This window comes from Arthrobacter sp. efr-133-R2A-120 (assembly GCF_030209835.1).
Lineage (GTDB): Bacteria > Actinomycetota > Actinomycetes > Actinomycetales > Micrococcaceae > Arthrobacter.
Window position 1 is genome coordinate 20,142 of sequence record NZ_JARVRF010000001.1, and the last position, 23,841, is coordinate 43,982.

A 23,841-nucleotide genomic window follows, 5' to 3' on the forward strand; every position below is an offset into this window, starting at 1 on the left:
TTGCGTCTTTCCTCGGACTGGGGCCGATAGAAACCTGCTCTAATAGGAGCAGGACATGTCTGTTGCTATTCGCTGGAGTAGGCTGGCCGCGGCGCTGATAGCGATGATGGCAGGGCTTTTACCCCCGATATCAGGAAGGCCAATCGGGCAAGTGATTGCGTCGATTTGGGCGTCATCATGGCCCTCGGCCTTTAGCTTGTGACGAAACCTGGTCCATTTGGCTCGTGAGCCGATCAAGCCGACCGATCCGAGGTCGCCCCGGCGCAAGGCTGCGTCGCATAGGAGGAAGTCCTCGGCGTGATCATGAGTCATGATGAACACGTGTGATCCCTGAGGTAACTGTGCAAGGGCGGAGTCCGGAACTGCACTGTGTAAAGGTTGGACGTCCGCCGTTTCGTCCGTCACGTCGGCGAGGTGCGCGGGGTCAAGTTGGGCTGCCCTGCTGTCTACGAGGACCAGGCGGACGGGTAGCCGGGAGAGGATCCTCGCCAGCTCATGTCCGACGTGACCGACGCCGAAAATGGCAACCGTGGGACGGGAGCGAACCGGCTCCATTAGGACGCTGGCAGTGCCTCCGCAGCACTGACGCCCGTGCTGGGTGGCTGCACGTTCATTGAGGTTGAAGGTCACGCTTTCAGGGACGGCTGATCCGGCTAGAAGCATCTCCCGTGCCCGGTCGATCACAGTCGCCTCCAGGTTGCCGCCGCCGATACTACCCCAGGACGATTCCGCGTTGACGACCATCTTCGCTCCCGGACCTCGTGGAGCATGGCCTAGCACCTCCGTCACGGTAGCCATGACACCCGGTGAGCCTTCCGAACTTAGTCTTTCAAGCGCCTGTAGCCAATCCATATCAGTGGGCGCGGGTAGAGACCGGCACGGATTTGGCCTCGGTACCATGCAGGATAGGCGCAGATGTAGTGGTCGCACTGGCCGCTGCAATGGCCCAGAAGACCGCTTCTGGGGTGGCAGGGCTGTCGAGCTCGACAGAATGACCCCGGGAGCCGAAGGTGGCTACCGCTTGGCGCAGGGCTTCCCTGACGCTGAAGGCCAGCATGAAGGGCGGTTCGCCTACCGCCTTGGATCCGTAGACCACGCCGTCCTCAGTGGCCCGCTCGAAGAGATGGACATTGAACTCCTCAGGCATTTCAGAGAAGCTAGGCAACTTGTAAGTGCTGGCTGACTGGGTGGCCAAACGCCCCCTGTTTGCTCCATCTGATTCATCCCAGCGGAGTTGCTCGAGAGTCAGCCAACCGGCACCCTGAACAAATCCGCCCTCGATCTGCCCTACGTCAATGAGCGGGGACAGGCTGTCGCCGACGTCATGGATGATGTCGGTCCTCAGCAGACGGTATGCCCCGGTGAATGCATCCACCTCGACCTCTGATACAGAGGCCCCATAGGAGAAGTACTTGAATGGCTCGCCTTGCATGCCAACACCGTCCCAATAAAGTCCCTCCGTTCGGTAATAACCGGCAGCCCACAGCTGGATGCGCTGAAAATAGGCGTCCCGGACCAGGTCAACGAAGGCAATGTCCGGTCCGTGGACGCCGAGCCCTGTCACGTTGCCGTCTGCGAAACGGACATCATCCGGATGGATGTTCATCTTGCGTGCAGCAACATGTGCCAGCCGTTCGCTGATCTGATCACAGGCGTTCTTGACCGCGCCCCCGTTCAGGTCGGAACTGGAGCTCGCCGCCGTAGCCGAAGTATTGGGAACCTTGTCGGTTCGGGTCGGGGCCAAACGAACATATCCCAGCGGCACGCCCAGGGCGGTGGCAGCCACTTGGCGCATCTTTGTGTGCAGGCCCTGGCCCATCTCGGTCCCGCCGTGGTTGATCAGGACGGAGCCGTCTTTGTACACGTGCACCAGGGCACCGGCCTGATTAAAGGCAGTGAAGTTGAATGAGATCCCGAACTTTACGGGGGTGATGGCGAGCCCGCGACGCCTGTAGGGCTGTGAGGCGTTGAATGCCCCAATCTCTTCTTTCCGGCGGATAACGTCTGCACGTTCCAGAAGAGTGTCCCAGATGCCATGCAGGCGCTCGGCGTGGCGGACCGGCTGCCCGTAGGGTGTGCTCTGCCCTGAAATGTAGAAGTTACGACGCCGCAGCTCGGCGGGATCCAGCCCCAAAAGCGGTGCGCATCGTCCCATCAAATCCTCGATGACCAGCATGCCCTGCGGCCCGCCGAAACCCCGGAATGCGGTCTGGGAGGTTTTGTTCGTTTTCGCGATCCGACCGTTTACGAGGACATTCGGGATCCAGTAACTGTTGTCGATGTGGCACATGGCCCGGGCCAGCACTGGTTCGGAAAGATCCAGACTCCAGCCGCCGTCGCTGGTCAGCGTGGCTTTGAGGGCTTGGATGCGACCCAGCTCATCAAAGCCGGCTTCCCAGCGGGCATGGAAGGGGTGACGTTTGCCGGACAGGGTGATGTCCTGCGTGCGATTGAGGCGGAGGCGCACGGGTCGTCCTGTGAGTACTGAACCCAAGGCGGCAATGGCGGCAAATCCATGGGGCTGCATCTCTTTTCCGCCGAAACCTCCGCCCATCCGAATGCATTGGACGGTCACGTCGTGGCTGTTGAGGCCCAGGACGTGTGCGACGATTTCCTGTGTTTCGGACGGGTGTTGGGTGCTGCACTGAACGAACACCTGACCGCCCTCGTCGACATGCACGAATGAGGCGTGGGTTTCCAGGTAGAAGTGCTCCTGACCACCGAACTCAAGCTCGCCACTGAATCGGTGGGCTGCGGTCTGCAGGGCGGCATCCGCATCTCCCCGGTTCACCTTGGGCTGATGGCCTTGGAAGCTCTCCGCTTCGATAGCCTCCGTGAGGGTCACGAGCGACGGAAGCGGTTCATAATCGACTTCAACAGCTTCCGCTCCCAGCCGGGCGGATTCGAGGGTTTCCCCGAGCACCCAGCAGACGGCATGCCCGTAGAACATGACCTCGGAGGGAAACAGCGGTTCGTCATGCTTGATCCCGGCATCATTGGTGCCGGGAACATCCTCGGCGGTCAGGACCTTGACCACGCCTGGAATGGCCAGGGCCGGTCCGGTCCGGAGGGATGTCACGAGGGCGTGCGCGTGGGGGGCCTGTACCGGCCATGCGTGCAGCACGTTCTGGCTTCGAACGATGAGGTCGTCGGTGTACACCGCCGCCCCTGTCACATGAAGATCGGCGCTTTCATGCGTCACAGGCAGTCCCACGACGGGATTGACGGGACGATCAGACAAGGATTTCATCGGTTGTCCTCCACGGTCGTTGTCTTTGCATAGAACTTCAGCAACGCCTTGCCTAGCATTGCTGAGCGGTAGGCCGCGCTTGACCTCAAGTCATCGATGGGGGTACCTTCACCGGACATTATTGACGCAGCGGCTTGCGCGACCTCTAAGGTCCATCGCCGGCCAACCAGCGCCGCTTCTGTCCGGGAAGCACGTATCGGAGTGGCAGCCACCCCGCCAAGCCCAATCCTTATGGACGAGATGACCTCTCCGTCGAGCTGCATGGCGAAAGCGACGGAGACGCTCGAGATGTCATCGAATCTGCGTTTTGCGATTTTGTAGAACGCGGTGTGATCCGCCAGCGGCAGGGGGATGCGCACTGCACGGAGCAGTTCCCCGGGTTGACGTACGCTCCTGCGATACCCGGTGAAGTACTCCGCGAGGGCGACGTCCCGTTCACCGCCCGCAGACGCCAAAAGAACCGAGGCATCCAAGGCAAGCAACGCCGGCACCAAATCGCCTATCGGTGATCCGGTAGCGAGATTGCCGCCAATGCTTGCTGCATTGCGGATCAAACGCGAGGCAAACTGGGGGAATACCTGAGCCAGCAAGGGAACCTGGCCAGCCAACCCGCGTTCCACCTCGGTCAACGTCAGTGCAGCTCCGATCTCGATCCTTTCCGGTTCAATTTCCAGGACCCGCAGCTGTTCCAAACGGTCAATGGCAACCGTCAGCGAAGGCCGGGAATGCCGAAGGTTCACCTCAACGCCGACATCCGTGGATCCTGCGACCAGGGTGGACTCCGGGTTCTCCGCCATCAGGACCAGGAGGCCCTCCAGCGTCATGGGGCGGACGAATCCGCCGTCACCCACCACGACACGGGTCCGTCGTGGTGCAGGCGCCGCCTGGGCTTGCCGAGCAAGCAAGGGGTCAGCCTCATCCGGACGGGTCAGGGCATATGCTGCGTCCCGGATTGGCCGGTAGCCCGTGCACCGACAAAGGTTGCCGCTGAGCGCATGCAGGTCAAAGCCGTTGGGGCCGCATTCATGACCGGTCGGGTGTTCCTCGACGACTGCGAACCTCCCGGTCCGCACCGTCGCCTCGAGGCTGGATGCGGCCCTATCGGGACGGTAATACTCTGCCGCCATGGAACAAACGAAGCCCGGTGTGCAGTACCCGCATTGTGATCCTCCACGAGCCGACATTTCCTTCTGGACCGGGTGCAGATCGCCCTCAGCAAATGGTCCGCGTTCGGTGCTGAGACCTTCTGCCGTGACGATTTCCTGACCGTCGAACGCCAGGGCAGGAGGCAGACAGGCATTCACTGACGTCCACCGGCTTTGGGAGGGTCCGTCCGGACGGACCACCATCACGGCGCAGGCACCGCATTCGCCCTCCGCGCAGCCTTCCTTAGCCCCGGTAAGTCCCTCGGTCCTGAGCCAGTCAAGCAGCCGGATGTGCGGGCCGACCTGATCACCGTCGCGGATCTGGCCGTTGACTGTTATCTGAATACCACCCATGTTCATCTCCTAAATGTCCTCGGAGTACGTTCGATCAGGAATCGGCGGACACCATGCCCTTGGATTTGATACCGCATTTTCATCCGCCCATCCGACGTAAATGTCCCCGGCGGCGATCGACGTGATGCCGGCAGGCCCCTGCAGCACAATCGAGATTTGTCATCCATGTAAGGCGAGGGTGTTGGCCGAAGCCCTGGTTCCCCCCGTTGCGGAAGCGGCAGATCCAGCGAGGTCATCCTATGGTTATGATAACAGTACATTCGTGGATTTAGAACGGCTTTCTCCCACCACCCAAAGCTGACCTGCTCTCAGGTGCCCAGCACGCGAGTCTGGATGAGGGAGCGGCGATGGAGCGGCAGCTCGTCACAGCAAATGGGGGGGGGGAGGTGTACCGTCGTGAGCCAAATGACCAAAAGGTCGCGTTCTGCAACCTCCCGGAGAAGCCGAGGAACTCGAAATTGTTGGGTTCTTAGGCGACCTGCCGGGCAAGCGCCGAGTCCTGTGCACCAAGCTGTTGCGCAAAGTTCGACGGTGCTCTGTGGGCAAAAGTCCCCACCTATGAGACTTTGAGTGCAGAACAGGCCAGGATCCTGGGCCCAATACTCACTGAACAGTTCCTATCTTTTTCGTTATTTATTGCCCGGGAGTGGCGGGATGATCGAGTTCGCCAACCAGAAAGCGGTCTGTGTTGCCCGGAGCATCGTTACCTTGTACACGCCGTCGTCGGTGGGCACATCGACGATGACCTGGAAGGGGTTCGCCGGGTCGTTTGTCGCGGTGGCGGGACCGGTCATCTTCGATACCGTCAGATAGGCCGGGTCGAACTTTCCCAGCCCGATCGCGTACTGGTCGGTGAACCGGGGACGGATGCCAGCGAACCACGTCCCGTGACTGGTTCCGGGCTTGATGTAGGCGCCCATGACAGCGGTTGAGGCTTCCGGTGCTGCTTCCTTGTCTCCGGGGGCCCATGAGGGGGCCGGGAGGTCCTTCGGGCCCTTGTACTGGGGGTTGTCGCCGCAGGAAACCTGGCACGTTTCGCTGCCTGCCGGCGATGTAGCAGGCTTGGACACGCCAGGCATTCGTGTGGTCGTCGTCGCCGGAGTGGCCGGCGTTGACGTCGAAGCTGTCGGACCGGTGGCCGACGGGGTTGCCGTTGGCTGGGCGGAGCACCCGGCCAGTCCCAGTGTTACCTGGGCAACGACCGCGCCGCGTGCTCGTCGTTCCACCGGCAGCCCGCAGGTGTAGTAATCAGGCTTCGACCGCGTCGGCGGGGTCGTGTTCGAGCGCGGCGGTGATTGCAGCTGGCGAGGGCAGGGTTGCCTTTTCCTCGGCCGGGAGCGCTTCGTACGTGTACGACGTGACTGTCAGGGGCTGTGCGGATCCGTCGAGCGCGTACCGCACGGTGCGTTCGTTCCGAGACCCGCAGACAATGATGCCAACAGTGGGCGCCTGCCGAGGAAGGCGCAGCATGTCGTTGACCGCTGCGACGTAGAAGTTCAGCTGCCCTAGGTGTTCAGGCTTGAACTTTCCTGCCTTAAGTTCGACTACAACGTAACGGTCTGAAGGTACGTGATAGAGCAGAAGGTCGATGAAGAAGTCGTCTCCATCAACGTCTAGGTGATACTGCCGGCCGACGAAAGCGAAGCCGGGGCCGAACTCGGCCAGGGTCTGAGCCATCCGCAGAGTCATGGCTTCTTCGATGGCGTGTTCTTGGGCTTCCTCGGTAAGGCCCAAGAAGTCCAATACGAGGGGATCCTTGGCGACAGCCAGTGCCAGGTCGGTTCCTTCGCCCGGGAGGCGCGCTTCCAAGTTGTTCGGTGCTGCCCCGGTGCGGGTGTGGAGGCCGGTGAGGATCTGGTGTTCAAGAGCGGCGACCGACCAGCCGTTCTGTACCGCTCTGGAGGCGTACCAGCGGCGCAGTTCATGGTCGCTGAGCTTGTTCAAGAGCGTGACGTTATGGCTCCAGCTCAATTGTCCAGATGGTGTCTGGACAATTGGTTCCGGACCGCTCCACGCGGCCGCGAACGCGCGCATGTTGTAGACATTCGTCCGGGAAAATCCCCTCATGTGCGGAAACTCCGCGCGCAAGTCACGTGCAAGCCTGTCCAGGACCTTACTGCCCCAGGATTCGTTTGCTTGCCGTTCCAGGATCGTCCGTCCGATATTCCAATACAACTCGATCATCGCGCTGTTGACCACCCGCTGGGCCCTGAGTTGAGCCTCCCGCACCAGATCCTTGAGGGTCGTGAGTGCGACTGCATAATCTTCGGGTAGATCCAGCTCGATTTGAGTCATGTATCCACCCTAACGGCCACCACTGACGCTCAAGATTCAATTGTCCAGACAGTGTCTGGACAATTGCCTTCCGGTCGCGGGACGGTGCGGCTCCCGAGACTCTCTTGGTGGGTGGACGGCAGAGCAACTCCGTTTATAGGCCGATCGCGGGACCGACAAATGTGCCACAAGCTGTAGCGCAATTGAGAGTTGATTCTCAATTGCCAGCTGACCCCAATGTCGCCCATCCCGAGGCGGCAGCGCCAGGCTCAACAGCGCAGGCCTTGCAGCATCTTCATGCATCCTCGTCGGCAGATCCACTACCGTCCAAGCGGCCTGAACCACATCCAAACGGCTGATTTGGAGATTACATCAACCTAAAGGCTCATGTTCGTGCTCGGAAGTGGCTACGGTTGTTCTCCTTCAGTGTTGGTTTGGGTTGTCTATCTGGCCGGCGGTGAGAGTTTCGGTGGTCATGGCGGGTCAGCCACGGCGGGTGCCCTGGCAGTGCTGCAGGGTGAGGGCGACTTGCTTTTCGATCTTCCGGATCCGGGCATGCAGTGGAGGGTGCGAGGCCAGGTACAGGGCACGCAGGCCGCCGGGGCGGTGGTCGTCGAAGCCCAGATACTGCCAGTCCCGGAAGACGTCGACCAACGCCGGACCATAGCCCAGCTGGACAGCGGTCCGGTCGGCCCGGTACTCGGCCTGGCGGTTCATCGCCGGGGCCAGAATCCAGGCCAGGGCCAGGAGCACGACGGCGGGCCAGGACGTCTCCCACGCCCAGAAGATGCCGCGTCCGATGCTGATCAACACGAACAGATACACGCTGCCGATGAAGAGGTACCCGACGAGGGCAACCAGGGCGTTGAGGTAGGAAATGAACCGCAGAATGGCCAGTGCGATGCGCAGCACCAGCCGGGCCAGGCGCCGGAACCAGTACAGGGGCCGGCTGAACCACCAGGCCAACAGGCCCGGGTACGTGTGCCCGTTCAGGTGGTGACCGAGCTCATGGGCGAGGACAGCGCCCAGATGATCCCCGCTGTATCGCAACGCGCCCCGGGTGACCGAGACGATGCTTCCGCCCGCTGCGCTGGCGTTCAGATCGTCCGTGTCCTGGATCCAAAGCCGGAACTTTGCCCGGTCGCCGATACCGGCCCGCCTCAGGACCTCATGCCAGGAGTACTCCATGTGGCGCAGCTCGGCGAGGACCGGCGGCCTGAACAGGAAGAAGGACCGGGCAAGAAAGGACTGCAGGAACGGCGCGAACCACACGAACCCTAGGAGGAACCACAGCGCAGCGGCCCCGAACGGCGCCCACTGGGTCCACGCCGGCTTGCTGGGGACATATCCCAGGACCAGGGAGATCACCAGGACGACGATTCCCAGACCCGCCAGCAGGGAGGGCACCATGGCCACCAGCTGCACCAGTACCGTCCAGTCGACGCCGCGGCGCCGGCGTTTCACCGCCGCCGATGTTTCGGAGCTGTTGTCCATGTTCATCCGGGCCCCCGATAAGCCGCGTGGTTTCGTAATCCCGTCGTGACCGGCACCCTGGTGCCCGGTACCGACATTGCTTCTTCCGTGGTCAGCCACCGAGGTGGTGTTCATGTGGGTTCCTTTACTCTTCCTGTCCGAGGGTGTTGAGGAATTCGTCGAATCCGTTGTCGGTGGAGGGTGTCTGCTGGGGGCGGGGGTCTTTGTGGCCGTTGATGCAGTTCACCATCCCCCATTGCCTTTTGGTGATCCGGTCGAAGGTGGGCCAGAGGATCCGCTCGTGCCAGTACGCCGGGGCATCCAACGGAGTCGTGTGGCCGTAGTAGGCGGCACGCCAGGCGACCCAGACGCCGGTGAGTTCTTCCACGACGGGCGCGTGCCGGTACCAGCAGCCGGGGATCCTTGAATCGGCTGCGACGCCGTACCGGTCGTTGTACCAGTCCACCCATTCGCGCAGCTCGGTCAGGAGTTTCGCCGCGGCGGAACCGTTGAGGTGCTTCCAGTTCCACGGGGCCGGCTTGCCCTTGGGCGGGTTCGCCAGCAGGTCCGCCACAACCCCGGCGAGTTCGTTGACGTCCGTGCGGAGCACGCCGATCCGCCCGTCGTGCTCCAGGAGCAGTTCTTCCGGGGACGGGAGCACCCCGTCAGCGTCGACGCCCGCCGGACCATCCTCCACAGGACGCCGGTCCGGCGGTATTCCCCGCCCTGGGCCCGGGCCTTCGTCGTCAAACGGCGGTGTCGTCTCTTCCGGTGCCGGTTCGTCATCAGGGAGGGGACCGCCGTCGTACGGGTCCTGGATCACGCGCTGATCCTTCCGGTCATCCGCTCGACGGCTTTGCGGTCCTGGGCGATCTGCTCACCGTCGGGCCGGTCCCAGTACGGGATCAGGTCAACGACGGCGGGCCGGAGGTTGGAGTAATGCATGAACCCCTGGCCCCTGTCGAGCTGCTGGATCTGGTGGGCCAGGATCACCGGACGCTCTTCCTCGCTGATGGTGGTGGAGGTGCCCGTGCGGCCCCTGGACGTGGACGTACGGGTCTTTGTGGTGGGGCCGGCTGCTTTGGCAATGGATTCGAGTTCGTCGATTTCTTCCAGCCCGGGAAGGAACATCCGGATCGAGGAGGTGCCGCGGATGGCTTTGGCGCCTTCGACGCCCCAGCGCGCCCGGTTCTGTGCGAAGGACTGGCTGAAGCCGACGATCCGGATCCCGCGGCCGCCGGAGTCCGAAAGCGCCGCCGCCATCTTCGGGAACGCGGCCACGTTCGGCGCTTCGTCCAGGACCATGGTGAACACCGGCCAGAGCCGGCCACCGGCACGGCCTTGGGAGATCTTCTGGGCCTTGCGGAAGATGTGGTCGGCGAACATGGTCACGAGCGGGGCGACCGGGGAGTCTTCCCCGTCGGTGACCAGGTGCAGGGTGTTCGCGCCGGCAAGGAATGTTTCCACGTCGAACCCTTCACCCTGTTCGGGTGTGAGGAAGCGCAGCGCCTTGGGCGAGGACAACGGCTCCAGCAGCCCGGCCAGGGTTTCCTGGATCGAGTCCACGGTTTCTCCGGCCCGGGAAGAGGTCAGCGCTTGCAAACGGGCGGCGAACGCGGCCGGTGCTCCGTGCTCGCGCAGGATCTCCATCGGCTCAGGGTCGGAGAAGTTGTTGGACCAGCGCACGACGTCTTCGATGTCTCCGCCGTCCAGTGCCGCAGCGTGCAGGAAGCGGCCGAGCACGGCCGCGGCCTTGCTGTTGAACCAGTCGCCGTTCTTCACATCCCCCATGGGCTGTGCCCCGGCCCAGGCCTTGCCGCGGGCCAGGGCTTCATCAGGGTCCTCGCAGCCGGCCACCGGATCCCAGCTGATCGACTGGGGCCACCCGGAAGTGTCCTGCAGGTCGAACACTTCGACGGTGCCCTGTTGCCGGCGGCGCAGGGCCGTGAGCTGCAGCAGGTCGATCTTCGTCGAGGTGGTCAGCACCGGGCCGGGGGCATCGACGACGATGCCGACTGCCAGCCACAGGGTCTTGCCTGATCGCTGGGGCGCGTAGACCCACATCGAGTCTTCGTGCTGGACGTACAGGACGTCCCCGTCCAGCTTGCACAGGGCCACGATGATGTCTTCCTCGGAGGCGTCCTCGGGCAAGGTGAGTGCCTGCCGGGCCTGCTTCAGGGCTGCTTTGCGGCCCATCCGGTGTTCCAGGTCCTTGTACCGGGGAAGGCCGTTGTCTTCAGGCTTCGCGCCGAAGACTGTCATGGACAACCAGAGAGCCCCAAGGAACGCGGCCAGGAGCAGGACAACCAGGATCCAGGTGGATGCCGCCGGGTATTGGAAGCGGCCGGCCCTGACGGTTGTGCCCAAATCCGCCGGGTTCCAGGAGATCGTGCCGGTGGGTGTGAAGACCTCCCCGAGCTGTAAGGCCAGAAAGGCGCAGAGCAGCAGGACGGCCGCACTGCCGGCCAGGATCCGGATCAGAATCGTTTCGGACGAAACCGGTTTGCTCATGCGACGTTCTCCTCTTCCCGTTCGGTGAGTGCCTGGACGAGGTCCAGGGTCGCTGCGGACTTCATGGCCTTGTCCGTGTCGGTCAGGGCCACCTCGAGCGGACTGCGCAGGTGAATGGCCACAAACGGATCCAAGGAGCCGACCTTCATCAGGCACGTGGCCTTCTGCAGCTTGCCGATGTCGTCCGCGGACCCGGGCGGGAGGTTGAACAGCCTGGCACAGGCCACGGCGTCTTCGCGCTTGCCCTGCTTGTAGAGGAACACCGTTCCGCATTCCTTGAGCATCGCGATCGCCGGACTGTCCTGGGGAATGTCGGAGATGTGGTGGAACGCGAACTGGCAGGAGAGCGACAAGGCGCGGGAGAGCTTGGTGTTGCGGCGGGTGACCTTCGCGACCGAGCCCTGCACGGTGTGCCAGGCTTCCTCGATCAGCAGAGTGGTGGGTACTGGTGTCTTTTGCCGGTACAGGGTGTTCGCCAGCCAGGTGTTGATGATCGTCATGACCAAGGGCAGGGCCGGGCCGTCTTCGGGGAGCAGGGACACGTCAAAGACCGTGAGCCCGCCACTGAGTTCGATGTCCGGGCTGGTCGGCCCGTCGATCAGCCCGGCCAGGTCATCTTCGATCATGCGTTCGAGCTCGAACGCCGGATCCAGTCCCCACTCCTTCAGCTGCTCCACCGTCAGGTTCGCGTCCGCAGCCGCCGACGCATCCGGGGCGTAGAGGGCCGCCAGCACATCCCGGATGTCCGCGTCCCGTCCCGTTCCGCGGACGGAGGCCAGCGCCTGCCGGTGCGCCATGCGCACAGCCTTGCCCTCCTTGGGCGTCAAGCGGCGTTCCAGGGCTTCCTCGGTGACGGCGCGCAGCAGCATCGACTGCCCGGCCGGGGTCTCGGCCGCCGTCCCGCTGTCGTGGTCCTCTTCATCCAGGCGGGCCGCGATCCGTGGATCCAGGATGTTGATCCGGGATCCGCCGCCGCCGATCCGGAACTTCACCGGCGTCACGCCCAGGGCCCTGGCCAGCGGAGTGTATTCACCGGCTCTGATGTCCAGCTGGTACTTCTTGTCGATGACCACGATGCGCCGGCCCAGGATCAGCTGGCGCAGCACGCCCCAGGTCTTCATCGCCGAGGACTTTCCCTGCCCCAGATCGCCGATGTAGCAGACGTTCGGGGACTCCAGGGTTTCGCCGTAGGAGCTGAAGACATCGTGGACGATCATCCATCCGGACCCGGCGTCCACCCCGAACAGCAGCCCCCGGTGCGATGTCGGGGGCGACGCGATGGCCATGTGCGCGAATTCCATCTGCCGGGTCGAGGACAGGATCCCCGGGGCGGCCGGATCGTAGTACCCGAGCGTGGAAGCGAACTTCCATGCCCGCTCATGGTGCCAGCGGAGAGGAGTGTTGGACGCGTCCAGCTCGGCCCGCTCCCTGGCGGCGGCCTCCTTCCGGGCGCGCTTCTTCGCCGCCTTGCCGTTCTGTGTCGTTTTGGCGTTCCTGGCCCGTTCCAGGCCCTCGGCGGTCAGGTGCGCGGCATGGTTTTGTCCGGCCTGGGTTTCTGCCCGGGCGGCCGCGCGGATGCTGCGCCGGGACTTCCTGGCAACAGCCCACGGCAGCGAGAACCGTTTGAGCGCGGCGGTGGTTCCCGCGTCCGGCCGGGGTGTGGTGTCGGTGATGTTCATCGGATCCCCCTGGTGAAAGGCATGGTGGTGATCAGGGCCAGATCATTGCGTTGATCCAGCCAGTCGATTTGTTCGATCCCGGCATCGGCGGCCGCGGCCTCGATGATGTCGGCGGTGCCCAGGATCTCGTCCTCGTGCTCGACCGAGTAGGAGATGTACAGGCCGTAGGCGGCGCCGTGGTGCCCGGAGCCGGGTTTCAGGTCCAGGAGACGCTGGTGGGAAGCGTTGAGCAGGACCTCCTCGCTGCCGTCGGTCACGACACCGGATTTGGCGACCTGTTTGCCCCGGGCCCGGTCCATGGCCGCGTGTGAGCGGGCCTTTCCGCGGGCCGCCCGCGCGTCCTGGAGTTCGATGACCACGGACACGCTGTGGACCACGGCCGGCTGGATTCCGCTGATCACGGCCTTCAAGGCCTGGACGGGGATTGCCTCGGGGCTGAACGCAGTGGCCGGGACATACCCGGTGCGGGTGTGCCAGGAACCGTTCACGATGACCGAATGGGGCGAGGATGCGCCGTCCAGGTGCTGCCAGCAGTCCATCAGGTCCGCGCCGGTGGTGTCGTCAATGTCGAAGCCCGGGTCCTGCAGGTGACGCAGCAACGCCGCCATGTTTTCAGCCCCCAAGGGCCGGAAGGCCTGAACGGAGCCCATCATCTCGGCCTGGGACATCGCCGAGCGGACTTCCTGGTAAATGGCCTTGCCGTATCCGAGATCTCCCGGGCCAACGGCGCGGGCCTTGCGGGAGAGTTTCTCCGAGACCGGGATCCGGAACGTCTCGTAGCTGCGGTGCTGCTCAGCCCTGGACTGTACAAGATCGCACAACTCTCCATAGGACTTCAACAACACCTTCGGGACCCCGGCAGGGATGCGCCGGTGGATCCACAACAGGTGATCCGCGGAGTCCACCGGCACCGCCCGGGCAAGGGACTGGACATGGCTGACCAGGTGCTGCCGGCGTGCCAGCCGGGAGAGCATCAGCCCGTGCGCGATGTGCCCGGCATCTTCGCGGTGTTCTTCGCGGATCCCCGAGCTCGTGCCCAGCGTCTCCAAGGTCACCGTGTAGTAGGGCTTCTTGATCTTGCCCTGGTGACGGAAAATCACCATCGGCCCCTCCGGGGAGGCGTACACGAAATGCCGCACGTTACCGACCATCAACGGTGCGTTGTTCCGGTGCCGGAGAGGAATATCGATCATGCCGTGCTCGTCGGCCTCTTCCCGCCGGGACTTCGGGGCCTTCACGCGCCGGGTCTGCGGGCGGTCCTTCACCGGGGTGAAGTTCACGGTGCCCTTGCGCCGGCGATGCTTCCGGTGCCGGGCCTCCACGAACAACGCCCCCAGGGACCGGTCCCCGGAGAACTTGTTCGGCGTCGTCAACACAACACCGGCCAGCAGCACCGCCGCCGCGCCCAGCAGCGAAAGCACCGAGATCGGCCCGGCCGAGAGCAACACCATGACCGTGACGAGGACAGCGACGCCCAGGCCCGCCCATTCCGGAGGCGTCCGCTTGCCGCCGAACAACCCGCGGCCGCCGACCTCACCGCCGATAACCACCATCCGTGCCATGACCTACCCGCTTCCCGCTCGAAAAAGAATCATTTTTGGCCGCCGTCAGCGGCCGCTGATGTGGTCGGTATCCGGGACCATCGAGCCCGTCGACCGCTTCCCGCGCAGCCCCGCCTGACGGGCCGTTTCCCGGCCTGCCAGCAGGAACGCCGCCGCCCCTCCCGCCGCGATCTTCCCGGACCCCCGGACCACAGCCCCGGCACCGGACCCCCGCCCCTGCCCGGCACCGTCCTGTCCGGAGCCGCTCCTGCCGGTCCTGGCATCGCGCTGCAGCTGGCCGAGGTTCCGACCGTCCCCGCCAGACTCCGTTCCCTGCCCAGATCCGGCCGAGTTCCCGGAAGGGGTGGACGGCGTCGAAGACCCCCTGTTGGTCCCAGGATCAGCGGAACGGTTGTGGGCGATCCGGCGGTTCCGGATCAGCGCATCAACCCCGGCACCTGCCCCGGCAACCATCGCCGCGCCGGCCACAGACTCACGACCAGCACCCAGACCCGTCGCAGACGAAGGCAGCAGCGGAACGAACTTGAACAGCAGCGCCGGCGAGAAAGCCAGAAGCAGCATCGCGGACCCGGCCATGAACACACTGGCCGCGTTGACCATCGCATCGTCAGTACCACCGCCCTGAAAGGCCGGGCGGGTGGAAATGAAAGTGAAGACCGCACCCATCAGCAACACCAGGACCGGTTTGGACAAGCCGATGGCAATCCACAAGGTGCCGGTCTTGGCCACCCGCTGCCGGTACTCGGGATGGATCATGAAGCCGATCATCACCGCGATACCCACCCCCATCAGGTACAGCGCAAAGGGCTGCAGGAAGAACATCGCCAGCAGCCCCCACGCGCCCAGGAACAACAGTCCATAGACGACGACCGCGACCAAGGGCCCGAACACGCCGTTGGACTGGTACGAAGCGAAGCGGGCAATGACCTCCATGAACGTGGCAATATGCCCTGCGGTCCAGCCGGTGAAAGCCTCGGTCAACCCGCTGATCCAGGAATTGAGCTGGTACCCGATCGCCGGCCCGAACAGCACCAGGATGATCGACAAGGGCCCGTACCAGAACAACGATTTCCGGGCTTCCTCAAGGTCCACGTCCTCGTTGGAGACGTCTTTCCAGAGCTTGAAGTACATCAGTGCCAGAACGACGATGCCGACGGCCGCGAACGCTGCCCAGGTATTGCGGAACTCGTCATCCATCGACAGGGCAGAGGTCTTCAGGAGGTTGTTCATCACCTCGTTCGTGGACTTCACCGCCTCGGCCTTGACCGTGTTCGCGAACTTCTCAAACCCGTCCTTCGCGTTCGCAATGAACGCCACCGTATCCACCGTGCCCAACACGAACTGCCCGCCCGGAGACAATTGCAACGCCACCCGCGTCGCAGCACCCAACACCGGCAGAAAGTTATTAAGGGCTTCCGAAGTTGTGCACGATCCGATGGCCGACACGGGAGCTTTGACCTGTGCCAGAGCGGCGCAAAAAGTCTTTCCGTCGTCTTTGGGGTTGAAGGCCATGGCCTTCTCCGGGGTCGTCAAGAACGTCTCGTACGCGGCGGCCGCGACCTGCTCACAGTCCGCACCGGTCATGGCAAGGGGCAGCCAGAAATTTCCGCAGGACATTTTGGCGAGCTGCCTGTTCATGTCGTCGCGGATGGCATTGCGCTGGTCGGCCGGCAGGCTGGCCAGGCGCTTGGCTTGGTCCGCGTTCAGGGTCTGGCCTACGGCCGGCTGGCCGTCGTCGGCGTGGGCCGCCTGGGCGCCCACCACCCCGAAACACAAAAACACCACCAGGAAGGATGCGACGGCCCTGATGCGGCTAGCGCGTAGCATTCGCATACTCAACCCACCCCTCACGGCTCTTACCCTGGAACAGCACATCGACATCCTTGGCGGTCAGAACCTGCAACGTCTGCGTGAAATCCTCGGGCTGCAGCGAGGGACCGGTGTCTTTCAGCCGGCGGCCAATCGTTGGATCGTCAGAAGGCTGGAAGGCATTGGAGTATTTCCAGTCCCCGTCCCAGGCCAGCTCAATCTCCTGAGTCGCAAATGCCGGCCTGGGCGCGGTTGTCATCTGCGCCCAAAGAGACCCCGTGAAGACCTGCACGAGCGCTGACTTATTCGCCTCGCAGGAGACGATCCGGTAGAGGCCGCCGGCCTTCACGTCGAAGCGCTGCAGCCAGCCGCCGTCGAAGCCGGCGTCTTGGTACGCCTTGTTCGCCGCATTCCCATCGTTCACCTGCATGACAAGGTCCTTCTGCGGGCCGGGGAGGCTGACCTGAACGAGGGCTTTCTTCTGGGTTTCCCAGGTCTTCGCATTGAAATCAGCCCGTAGGGGCAGGTAGTTGGCGGCTGCCTGGGCTGCGGAGTCGCAGGATCCGTCGTAGCCGATGGGGGTTTTCCCGTCGGCTGCGGTCTTCGTCCCTCCCTGGCCGACTGCGAGCTGGGAGACCGGGAAGCCAAGCTTCCCGGACGGCCCAAGACCGGACTGTGGGCTTCCCGGGGCCGGGGAGCCGGGGCGCAGGCTCATGACCAGCGCCGAGGCGACAGCGGCGACGATGACAATGGCCACGGCGATCAGGAGTTTCCAACGTCCGCGCACCGACTATCCCCCGATCGCGCCAACGAGCGCCAGGATGAAGCCTAGGATCACGCCTGCCCCGGCCGTGCAACCAAACGCGATCGCGGTCTTCTTGGCCCCGTCGGCACCATCGGCAATGTCATCGGTGTGCCCGCGCTTGCGGGCGATGCCCCACTTGGCCAGGTTCCACAGGAACGCCCCGGCGACCAGGACCAAGGCAAGGCCCCAGATGCCGCCGATGATGAGGGAAGCGGCGTTTTTGAACTTCACGCCGAACACGTCGAAGTTCGGCTTCGTCCAATCCAGGGGGTTGTCTACGAAGGGCACCGCGGAGCGGATGATGATCTCGGATTTCAAGGCAGTGAACATGGGCTTCTTTCCTAGCGGGCGGTGGGGGCGGCAGCGGCATCGACGGCAAGGAGGCCGTTGGCGATCTCGGCGGAGGCCCGCTCGAACGCGCGCCTGGCCGGGTCGCCGACCAGTTGCCAGTCGATGATGGACCCTGTATCCAGGGCCGTGTCGTAGGGGATGTCAACAACGGTCCGGACCGCAGCGCTGAGTGCTTCGCGCAGCTTCTTCTGTTCCGCGGTGGCTTCCTTCCAGCCCGCGCCCTGGGTGACCAGAACGACGGCATTGGCCACGAGGTCCTTGTAACGGGGATGGCCGGTGTGTTCGGACATCGATTCCAGCTGCTCGATCATCCTCAGGGCCGAGACGACGGCGTTGCGTTTGAGCGTGGTCGGAATGACCAGCTGGTCCGTCACCTCGACGGCTGCCAGCCAGTTCGCCGAACGGGTGTTGTTGCCCGTGTCCACGATGATGGTGTCGTAGAACCTCGCCACCACCGTGTGGAGGCGGTTGAACTCTTCCACGCCGATGGACTTCATGCGGTCCGGGTCTTCGTCCGAGACCAGAACGTGGAAGCCGTTGTTGCCCTGGTGCCGGGTGTAGTAGCTCAGTTCGCCCTTGCGGGCCTGTACGGTTTCGAAGGACTCCAACACCCGCAGCAAATCCCAGACCGTGCGGGTCGAGTCGTTGGAATTCGTCCTGACACCGGCTGTTCCCATGGTCTCGTTGTTGTCCCACACCAGAGTCTGCAGCGCGGAGTGGATCCCGAAGGTCGAGCCCAGGCCGATGCTGCAGGTGGTCTTCCCGACACCGCCCAAAGGTTGGGCGACCATGATATTCATGGGGCGCGAGTAAATCCGCTGGATCGCGGCGATATCAGAACGGCGGGCCAGTTCCGCGGCTCCGACCCTCGGGCTGATCAATCCGAAGCTCACCGTCCGCAGGAATGCCTGCCAGCCGGTGGTGGGAGGCAGCTGGTCATCGACGTTCTCTTTGCGCAGGATCGCCGCACTGCGCCGGCCGCGCACCAGCGGTTCGGTCTCGGACCGGTCAACAACAGTTGACGGGATTTCCTCAGCAGTGGGGGCTTGATCGGCTGAAGGCGCAACAACCTTCAGTGCCGGCTCCGGAACAGCAGCAGCGGCCTCGGCCTCGGTGTAGGGCTCGGTCAGGTTAATGGGAGAACGGCTGGACCGCTCACTTCCCTGCCAGTTCGTGCTCATCGAATGGTTCCTTTCATGGATGCGTGATGGTGGGTTGTCGGTGCCGTGCTCATTTGGCACCTTCCGGGACGACGAAACGGACGACCTCGAACGGGGCATCCCTGCCGGTGCGGTGCAGCTGCACACCGAAGGTCCCGGCTGGGGATCCGAACTGTGCCAGGACGGCGTACCCGTTGTTTTCGTCGATCGAGAGATCCCCGGCGCCGAAGGTGCTGATCGGGATCAGTGAGGGGTCAACATAGGCGTAGTCCTCCGCCGCGGCCGGGGTGAACAGCGGCTTCAAATCGGCCAACCACTTCTCCTCCCCCACCGACGGGCGGGCGTACAGGGTCATGGCCTTGGTGGCCACGTCCAAAGCGGCGGCCTTGGACGACTGGTCCCAGGCAAGCGAAGACGCAGCGGGGGCATCCGGGGCGACCTGCCGGTGTTCGCCCACCGTCGGAGCGGATGAAGCCTGGGCCTGTCGGGCAGGCGTCGGGTCGCTGGCCGGTGCCGTGGAAGCGCACCCGGCCAAAACGACGGCCACGGCGACCGCGGCAGCGACCCTATAGGTGGTGTGCAGCATGGTAGTTACCTCTGATCTGCTTTGCTCGGGATGTACAGGTAGGCGCTGGCGAAGCCAGCCGGAACCTCGATCGTGGAATACCGGTGGTCATTGGGCGGGGCCATGCCGTTGTACTGCTCGATGATGATCCGGTCCCCCATGACTGCTTTCACCACACCCACGTGCCCCATGGGCCCGGTGTAAAGATTCGGAGACCGGAAACCCGCATCGAACCAGGCAATCGCCCCGACGACGGGCGACTTGCTCGTGGGCCAGCCCTGCCGGTCCCAGGCGGCCTTCCACGTCACCGCGTTCCCTGCCCCGATGGATCCCGGCGTGAACTTCGCCCCCGGGCCCACCTGCTGCATCAGCCGATACCAGGCAAAGTCCACGCACTCCCGGAAATAGAACGAGGTCGCAGGGTTCAAACTGCCGTCAGGGCAGGTGTAACCGGCTTCGATGATGCAATGAGGTTTACCCGCGTCCGGGTAATCATCGCCCTCCCCCACCGCGCCGGCATTGCCCATGCAGCCGGATGCCGGGACAGTGCCACCGGCCCTCGCCGAATACACTTCAGTTGCCGGCCCCCAGAACCGGGCGTAGTGATAAGGGTCCGCGTTGCGCTGGGTACGGTTCGCCGCGATTGTCGGAGGCAGCGACTCCCACCCAGAAACCCGTTGGAGTGCTTTGAAGAAATTCGTTGCACTGATCCTCGGATCCATGCGGTCCGCATACGAACCCCACGAGCCGTTGGCCCGCTGCTGGAACAAACCCTGCGAATCAGGACCCGGGCCATCCCCGTAGTCCAGGACCTTCAAGGAGGACTCGCCCATCGCGGTCATCACCCCAATGGTCTGGCCCGTCGCGGACAGGCCCAGCGCTTTGCCGGCGGCGATGATTTTGTCCGCGTTCTCCAGCTGCACCCCGGAATAGCCGGCGATGTTCCCACCCGGCGCCGGGGATCCCGACGCCCGTCCGGCTGCATCAACGAGCGGAGAGCAGGCGCCGGCAGCAACAGGGGTGTCGCTGTTGTTGTCATCGAGCACGACAACAACACCAACGACAAGAACCAGAATCGCTCCGAGCGCAGCACCAACGACCTTAAGCATTGCCGCCCCGTTCTCTTGCAAGCGCTCGTGTCAGCGGGATGGCGGCAACACTCCTCCGGGGCCAAGCGTCAGCAATCCACAGCTGACCAGCCGACTCGACCGTCAGGACCACATCAGGGCGGCGGAGCCGGAAAACGACACCAGGGCGCTTGTCTCCGAAGACCTCCGCCGCAGGATGCAGGGGCAGATTCCCGGTACTGACCAACTCCCCAAGAACCGCCTCAACATCACCCAGGGCACCGGCACGTCGCGCGACCTCGGCCGCGGACGTCACACCGGCGCAGCGGCCATCCACCAGCTCGTTGTCATCGATCATCCCCAACATGACAGTCAGGACCTTCCGATGGTCTTCCGGGACGTCAAGGATGTTGATCCATCCGGCGAACCCTTCACGTTCGGCGGCAGCACGGTCTGACAGGAACGGTGTTGCCGGCCACATCACCCCGAAAGGCAACAAACTTGCCATCTCCATCACTCCCCCTTGCTCCGGACGATCACTCCCTACCAGTCGGTCCCGACAAAATCCATCGATTGGAGCCGGGCAAAGTCTCTCCCATACCGCCGGTATGTTCTTGTCACATCCCCCAAACGAGACCCATCCCACCGGCTGTGCGAAACAAACCCGTCATAAAACAGGTCGATCGGTATGACAAGCTTAGCGCATAGTTTAACTATGCGCTAAGCTCTGCGTATGACCAAGTTCAAATGGTTGGGGCAAGATATAACTCATGCCTCGATATGTCCGACCGAAAGCGCCAGCCTCCCTGGAGGCGGCAATTGACGCGTTCGGCGGCAATCACGCGAAGGTTGCCGTCCTTGGCTTCCTCACAGAAAAGGGCCCCGCCACGGCGGCCGAGGTTGCCGACGGAACGGGGCTGGGTCGTCCGACAGTCAAAGCCCACCTGTATCAGCTCGCGGACGCCGGGGTGGTCGTTGCCGACCCGGCGCGAGTGCTTCCCGTGGAAGACCGCACCGGGCGGCGGGTCAAATATTCGGTGGTCACGGATGAGCTCCGCCGCCACTACGAGGCCCTGGGCAGGTCCTTCGGGCTTGTCGATTAGCTGGGATTCACCGCATGATTTGAGTCGCGTAATTGAGCGCTCAGGCAAGATGGAGTACCGAAACCAGATGGGCTTCACCGAGACGTCCAGCCAACTTCAGCTTCCCCTACGGCCGGTACACGACCACGCCATCATTGTCCGTCGGCGCGCTCAGGCGGGGACGGAGTCGGAGTGACCGAACGGGGCTAACTCTCCACTGGAGGAGGCACGAGGACTTAGTGCGGCTGATGTTGATTTCGGCACGTGTTTCTGTTTCAACACGCCGAAAGCTGTTTCAGTTTCAATGCCGGGATAGATCACTCCTCGGTGATAGTTTCGGTTTCAGAGATGCCGAATTACCCAGCAATTCGACTCTCAGGGTCCACTAAGACATTCGGCCCGACCAATCTATTGAAGCAACGGCGGCTTTCAACTGCCGAGTTCAAAGGACAGGGATGATGGCACCAGTAACCCGCACAGGCAGGCGCTCCAAAGGCGACCGCAAATTCGTCGGATTCCGCATCGCTACACCGAAGGCAGACGCAATGGACCTCATTGCCAAAGCTGAGGGGTACCAGTACGTAAGCGACTGGCTGTCCGACTTGGTCGACCAACGCTTGGCCAACACCAACCTTCACGCAATAGTTCAGCAGGAGGAGTTGCCCCTTAGGCGCTTAGCCTCATAAAAGAAGAAGGCCCGCATTAAGCGGGCCTTCGACGAAGATTGAGACTTACTTTCTGGATTGCTGGCCGGCGAGACAGTAAGTAAGTCGAGTGGTTGACCCTCACAGGCCCACCTTTTTGCTGCTATAAAACCAGTCTGGCAGGACTGGCCCTTTGTCATTCCATTCGACAGGAACAAGGTTATCGTACCCCAGCACGCGATCGTGCTGCCAGCTGCCTTCGGCGTTGGCGTGTCGCGCGATTCAAATGACCCCGCACAACTGTGGGCTGCACTTGCACCCATGCTCGCCGGACAGCCGCGCGTCCGGCTCTCCAAGGACGCCGGAAAGACCTACCCGCAGAAGCACGAACGTGCCCTGACTGAGGCGCTCCCCGCCCTCCCTGCCGCGGTCCGGATCTTCGGCAAAGACGGTACTTGTGCCGCGATCTTCCTTGACTTCGACTCCGCTGTCGCAGGCACTGACTGGGTTCAGGCCGACGTTCGGGCTGTCCAGGCCTGGCTGCACCGCTGCGGAGCCCGCTGGATTGAGGACTACTCGCCCAACGGCGGACGCCACGTCTACATCCCGCTGGCTGAACGTGTGACTTTCTCTGAAGCACGCGATCTTGTCGAAGCTCTGGGCACCCGGTACCGGACTCTGGACAAGACCCCGCACCAGAACATCCTTCACGGCTGCATGCGCACGCCCGGTTCGCCGCACAAGCACGGCGGCCACCAGCAGCTCGCCATGTCACTTTCCATGGCTTACGACGTTGCCCGCCGCCCCAATTCGATCTCCATCTGGTCTGCCATGAACGATGATCTGGCCAGTGAGATAGCCGCGGTACGTGCACTGCGCCTTGAGCAGACGTACATGCCGACGGCCGTCGATGCACCAGGAGTCCAATACTTTGCAGGCCGAATGTCCCGGGCCATGCAGCAAATGGCACGTACCGGGCTCTACGACGCCAACCGGTACGCCTCCGACTCGGAAGCCCGCCAGGCCATTGTTGCCGGCGCTGCAGCAGCCGGCATGGAGCTGGTCGAGGTCGAGCGCCGGATTCTGCAGGGGAGCTGGCCCGGGCTGGCCTCTTTCTATGCCCGGTATACATCCCGCCACCGCATCCCCGCATTGCGACGGGACTGGATGAACGCTATCAGCTACCTCAGCAGAAACAAGGAATCGAGGAACGGAAAGAACAATGCCCGTATATCCCCCACAAGCCAGCCAAATACACAGCCCCAAGGGATTGAAGGAAATCCGATTTCATCGAATCCCGATGCCGAACATCGGTTCATCAGAACCTGGCGCAATGCACTCCACCTAAAGGAACACGCTTACGCCGACTCCAGAACCGGACTTGCCCGCCGGATGGTACTGCGTTCTTTGGGGGAAGCTGCTCACAAGACAGCGTCAAGGTTTGTGGAATTCGGCGCTCGGTCCATCGCGGTGGCCACCGGTCTGGACCACACAACGGTCGGATCCCATTTGAGAGCCTTGCGCAGCGAGAAAGATCCCTTGGTAACACTGGTAGAAGAAGGCCGTGGTACCAAAGGGGATCTCTACATGCTGACGGTGCCGGAGGAGGTGAAGACAGCAGCCGAAGACCTGACCTGGCCGAAGGGGAAAATCCATGCCCTCCGTCCTGTCTTCAGGGAGTTGGGCTTGCCGGCGGCGTTCGTGTACGAAACACTCGAGCACTCCCCCGGCCTGGCAACGGCGGACGTCGTCCGGATCACCCGTCTCTCACGTACCGCTGTCAGTGAAGCGCTCGACGTGATGGCTGCTTGGAACATGATCGTTCGAAACAAGCAAAGGGCATGGTCAGTGGTGCCCACGACGTCGCTGAAGGAGCTTGCCGAACACTTCGGCGTCCTGGAGGCCGTCGCTGAGCAGCTTCAGAAATACAAGAACGACCGAATCCTCTGGAGGGAGTGGTTATCCAAGAACGTCAATACCGTCGCTGAGCTGCTCTCCCCTGGCGAAGACTATCCCTGGGAGACGTTTGAAGGCCCACCCGATGAGTGGGCCCTCACGGACCTTGCTTTCACAAGAGCCTCTTAGAGTTGGCAGCGCGAGGTCGATCTTC

20 protein-coding genes are annotated in these 23,841 nt (G+C 63.2%); 3 read left to right on the forward strand and 17 right to left on the reverse strand.

Annotation, left to right across the window (positions count from 1 at the left end):
• Positions 1-39: 39 nt before the first annotated feature.
• From xdhC to QRN52_RS00180, 17 genes are all read right to left on the reverse strand, one after another.
• Entirely contained in the window at positions 40-900 is an 861-nt protein-coding gene (gene xdhC, locus QRN52_RS00100; protein ID WP_350225114.1) for a xanthine dehydrogenase accessory protein XdhC, read from the reverse strand.
• Positions 854-3,250 carry a xanthine dehydrogenase molybdopterin binding subunit gene (gene xdhB, locus QRN52_RS00105; RefSeq protein ID WP_284750780.1) on the reverse strand — a complete coding sequence of 799 codons (2,397 nt, stop codon included), beginning with the start codon at positions 3,248-3,250 and terminating at the stop codon, positions 854-856. Before xdhB ends, xdhC begins: the two co-directional genes overlap by 47 nt.
• On the reverse strand, positions 3,247-4,749 hold the full coding sequence (locus QRN52_RS00110; RefSeq protein ID WP_284750781.1) for a xanthine dehydrogenase small subunit: 1,503 nt from the start codon (positions 4,747-4,749) through the stop codon (positions 3,247-3,249). The genes xdhB and QRN52_RS00110 overlap by 4 nt, the downstream gene beginning before the upstream one ends.
• A 629-nt stretch (positions 4,750-5,378) precedes the next feature.
• The gene (locus QRN52_RS00115; protein ID WP_284750782.1) at positions 5,379-5,819 is read right to left on the reverse strand and encodes a hypothetical protein; all 441 of its coding nucleotides are present in this window, start codon (positions 5,817-5,819) and stop codon (positions 5,379-5,381) included.
• A gap of 178 nt (positions 5,820-5,997) precedes the next feature.
• Complete coding sequence (locus QRN52_RS00120) at positions 5,998-7,044, reverse strand: PDDEXK nuclease domain-containing protein (RefSeq protein ID WP_284750783.1); 1,047 nt, start codon at positions 7,042-7,044, stop codon at positions 5,998-6,000.
• 462 nt (positions 7,045-7,506) lie between these two features.
• On the reverse strand, positions 7,507-8,631 hold the full coding sequence (locus QRN52_RS00125) for a M48 family metalloprotease (RefSeq protein WP_284750784.1): 1,125 nt from the start codon (positions 8,629-8,631) through the stop codon (positions 7,507-7,509).
• Positions 8,632-8,641: 10 nt separating this feature from the next.
• Positions 8,642-9,319, reverse strand: a complete 678-nt coding sequence (locus QRN52_RS00130) for a hypothetical protein (protein ID WP_284750785.1) — start codon at positions 9,317-9,319, stop codon at positions 8,642-8,644.
• Entirely contained in the window at positions 9,316-11,007 is a 1,692-nt protein-coding gene (locus QRN52_RS00135) for a type IV secretory system conjugative DNA transfer family protein (RefSeq protein ID WP_284750786.1), read from the reverse strand. The genes QRN52_RS00130 and QRN52_RS00135 overlap by 4 nt, the downstream gene beginning before the upstream one ends.
• Positions 11,004-12,686: a putative type IV secretion/conjugal transfer ATPase gene (locus QRN52_RS00140; RefSeq protein ID WP_284750787.1), complete on the reverse strand. Its 1,683-nt coding sequence runs from the start codon at positions 12,684-12,686 to the stop codon at positions 11,004-11,006. Before QRN52_RS00140 ends, QRN52_RS00135 begins: the two co-directional genes overlap by 4 nt.
• Positions 12,683-14,248, reverse strand: a complete 1,566-nt coding sequence (locus QRN52_RS00145; protein ID WP_284750788.1) for a hypothetical protein — start codon at positions 14,246-14,248, stop codon at positions 12,683-12,685. The genes QRN52_RS00140 and QRN52_RS00145 overlap by 4 nt, the downstream gene beginning before the upstream one ends.
• Positions 14,249-14,293: 45 nt before the next feature.
• Positions 14,294-16,075 (reverse strand): hypothetical protein, encoded by a 1,782-nt coding sequence (locus QRN52_RS00150; RefSeq protein ID WP_284750789.1) that lies wholly within the window; start codon positions 16,073-16,075, stop codon positions 14,294-14,296.
• Entirely contained in the window at positions 16,062-16,844 is a 783-nt protein-coding gene (locus QRN52_RS00155) for a hypothetical protein (RefSeq protein ID WP_284750790.1), read from the reverse strand. The genes QRN52_RS00150 and QRN52_RS00155 overlap by 14 nt, the downstream gene beginning before the upstream one ends.
• Before the next feature lie 3 nt (positions 16,845-16,847).
• Positions 16,848-17,192: a hypothetical protein gene (locus QRN52_RS00160; RefSeq protein ID WP_284750791.1), complete on the reverse strand. Its 345-nt coding sequence runs from the start codon at positions 17,190-17,192 to the stop codon at positions 16,848-16,850.
• Positions 17,193-17,203: 11 nt separating this feature from the next.
• Complete coding sequence (locus QRN52_RS00165) at positions 17,204-18,394, reverse strand: MinD/ParA family ATP-binding protein (RefSeq protein WP_284750792.1); 1,191 nt, start codon at positions 18,392-18,394, stop codon at positions 17,204-17,206.
• A 49-nt stretch (positions 18,395-18,443) separates the two neighbouring features.
• Complete coding sequence (locus tag QRN52_RS00170; protein ID WP_284750793.1) at positions 18,444-18,959, reverse strand: hypothetical protein; 516 nt, start codon at positions 18,957-18,959, stop codon at positions 18,444-18,446.
• 5 nt (positions 18,960-18,964) lie between these two features.
• A complete protein-coding gene (locus QRN52_RS00175) occupies positions 18,965-20,047 on the reverse strand; it encodes a CHAP domain-containing protein (protein ID WP_284750794.1) in 1,083 nt (360 codons plus the stop codon).
• Entirely contained in the window at positions 20,040-20,519 is a 480-nt protein-coding gene (locus tag QRN52_RS00180) for a hypothetical protein (RefSeq protein WP_284750795.1), read from the reverse strand. Before QRN52_RS00180 ends, QRN52_RS00175 begins: the two co-directional genes overlap by 8 nt.
• 256 nt (positions 20,520-20,775) lie before the next feature.
• Between QRN52_RS00180 and QRN52_RS00185 the strand changes: the two genes are divergently transcribed.
• The 3 genes from QRN52_RS00185 to QRN52_RS00195 all read left to right on the forward strand — a co-directional run bounded on the left by QRN52_RS00185 (position 20,776) and on the right by QRN52_RS00195 (position 23,816).
• Entirely contained in the window at positions 20,776-21,108 is a 333-nt protein-coding gene (locus QRN52_RS00185; RefSeq protein WP_284750796.1) for a helix-turn-helix domain-containing protein, read from the forward strand.
• 434 nt (positions 21,109-21,542) lie between these two features.
• Positions 21,543-21,773: a hypothetical protein gene (locus QRN52_RS00190; RefSeq protein ID WP_284750797.1), complete on the forward strand. Its 231-nt coding sequence runs from the start codon at positions 21,543-21,545 to the stop codon at positions 21,771-21,773.
• A gap of 201 nt (positions 21,774-21,974) precedes the next feature.
• On the forward strand, positions 21,975-23,816 hold the full coding sequence (locus QRN52_RS00195) for a MarR family transcriptional regulator (protein ID WP_502869669.1): 1,842 nt from the start codon (positions 21,975-21,977) through the stop codon (positions 23,814-23,816).
• Positions 23,817-23,841 lie beyond the last annotated feature (25 nt).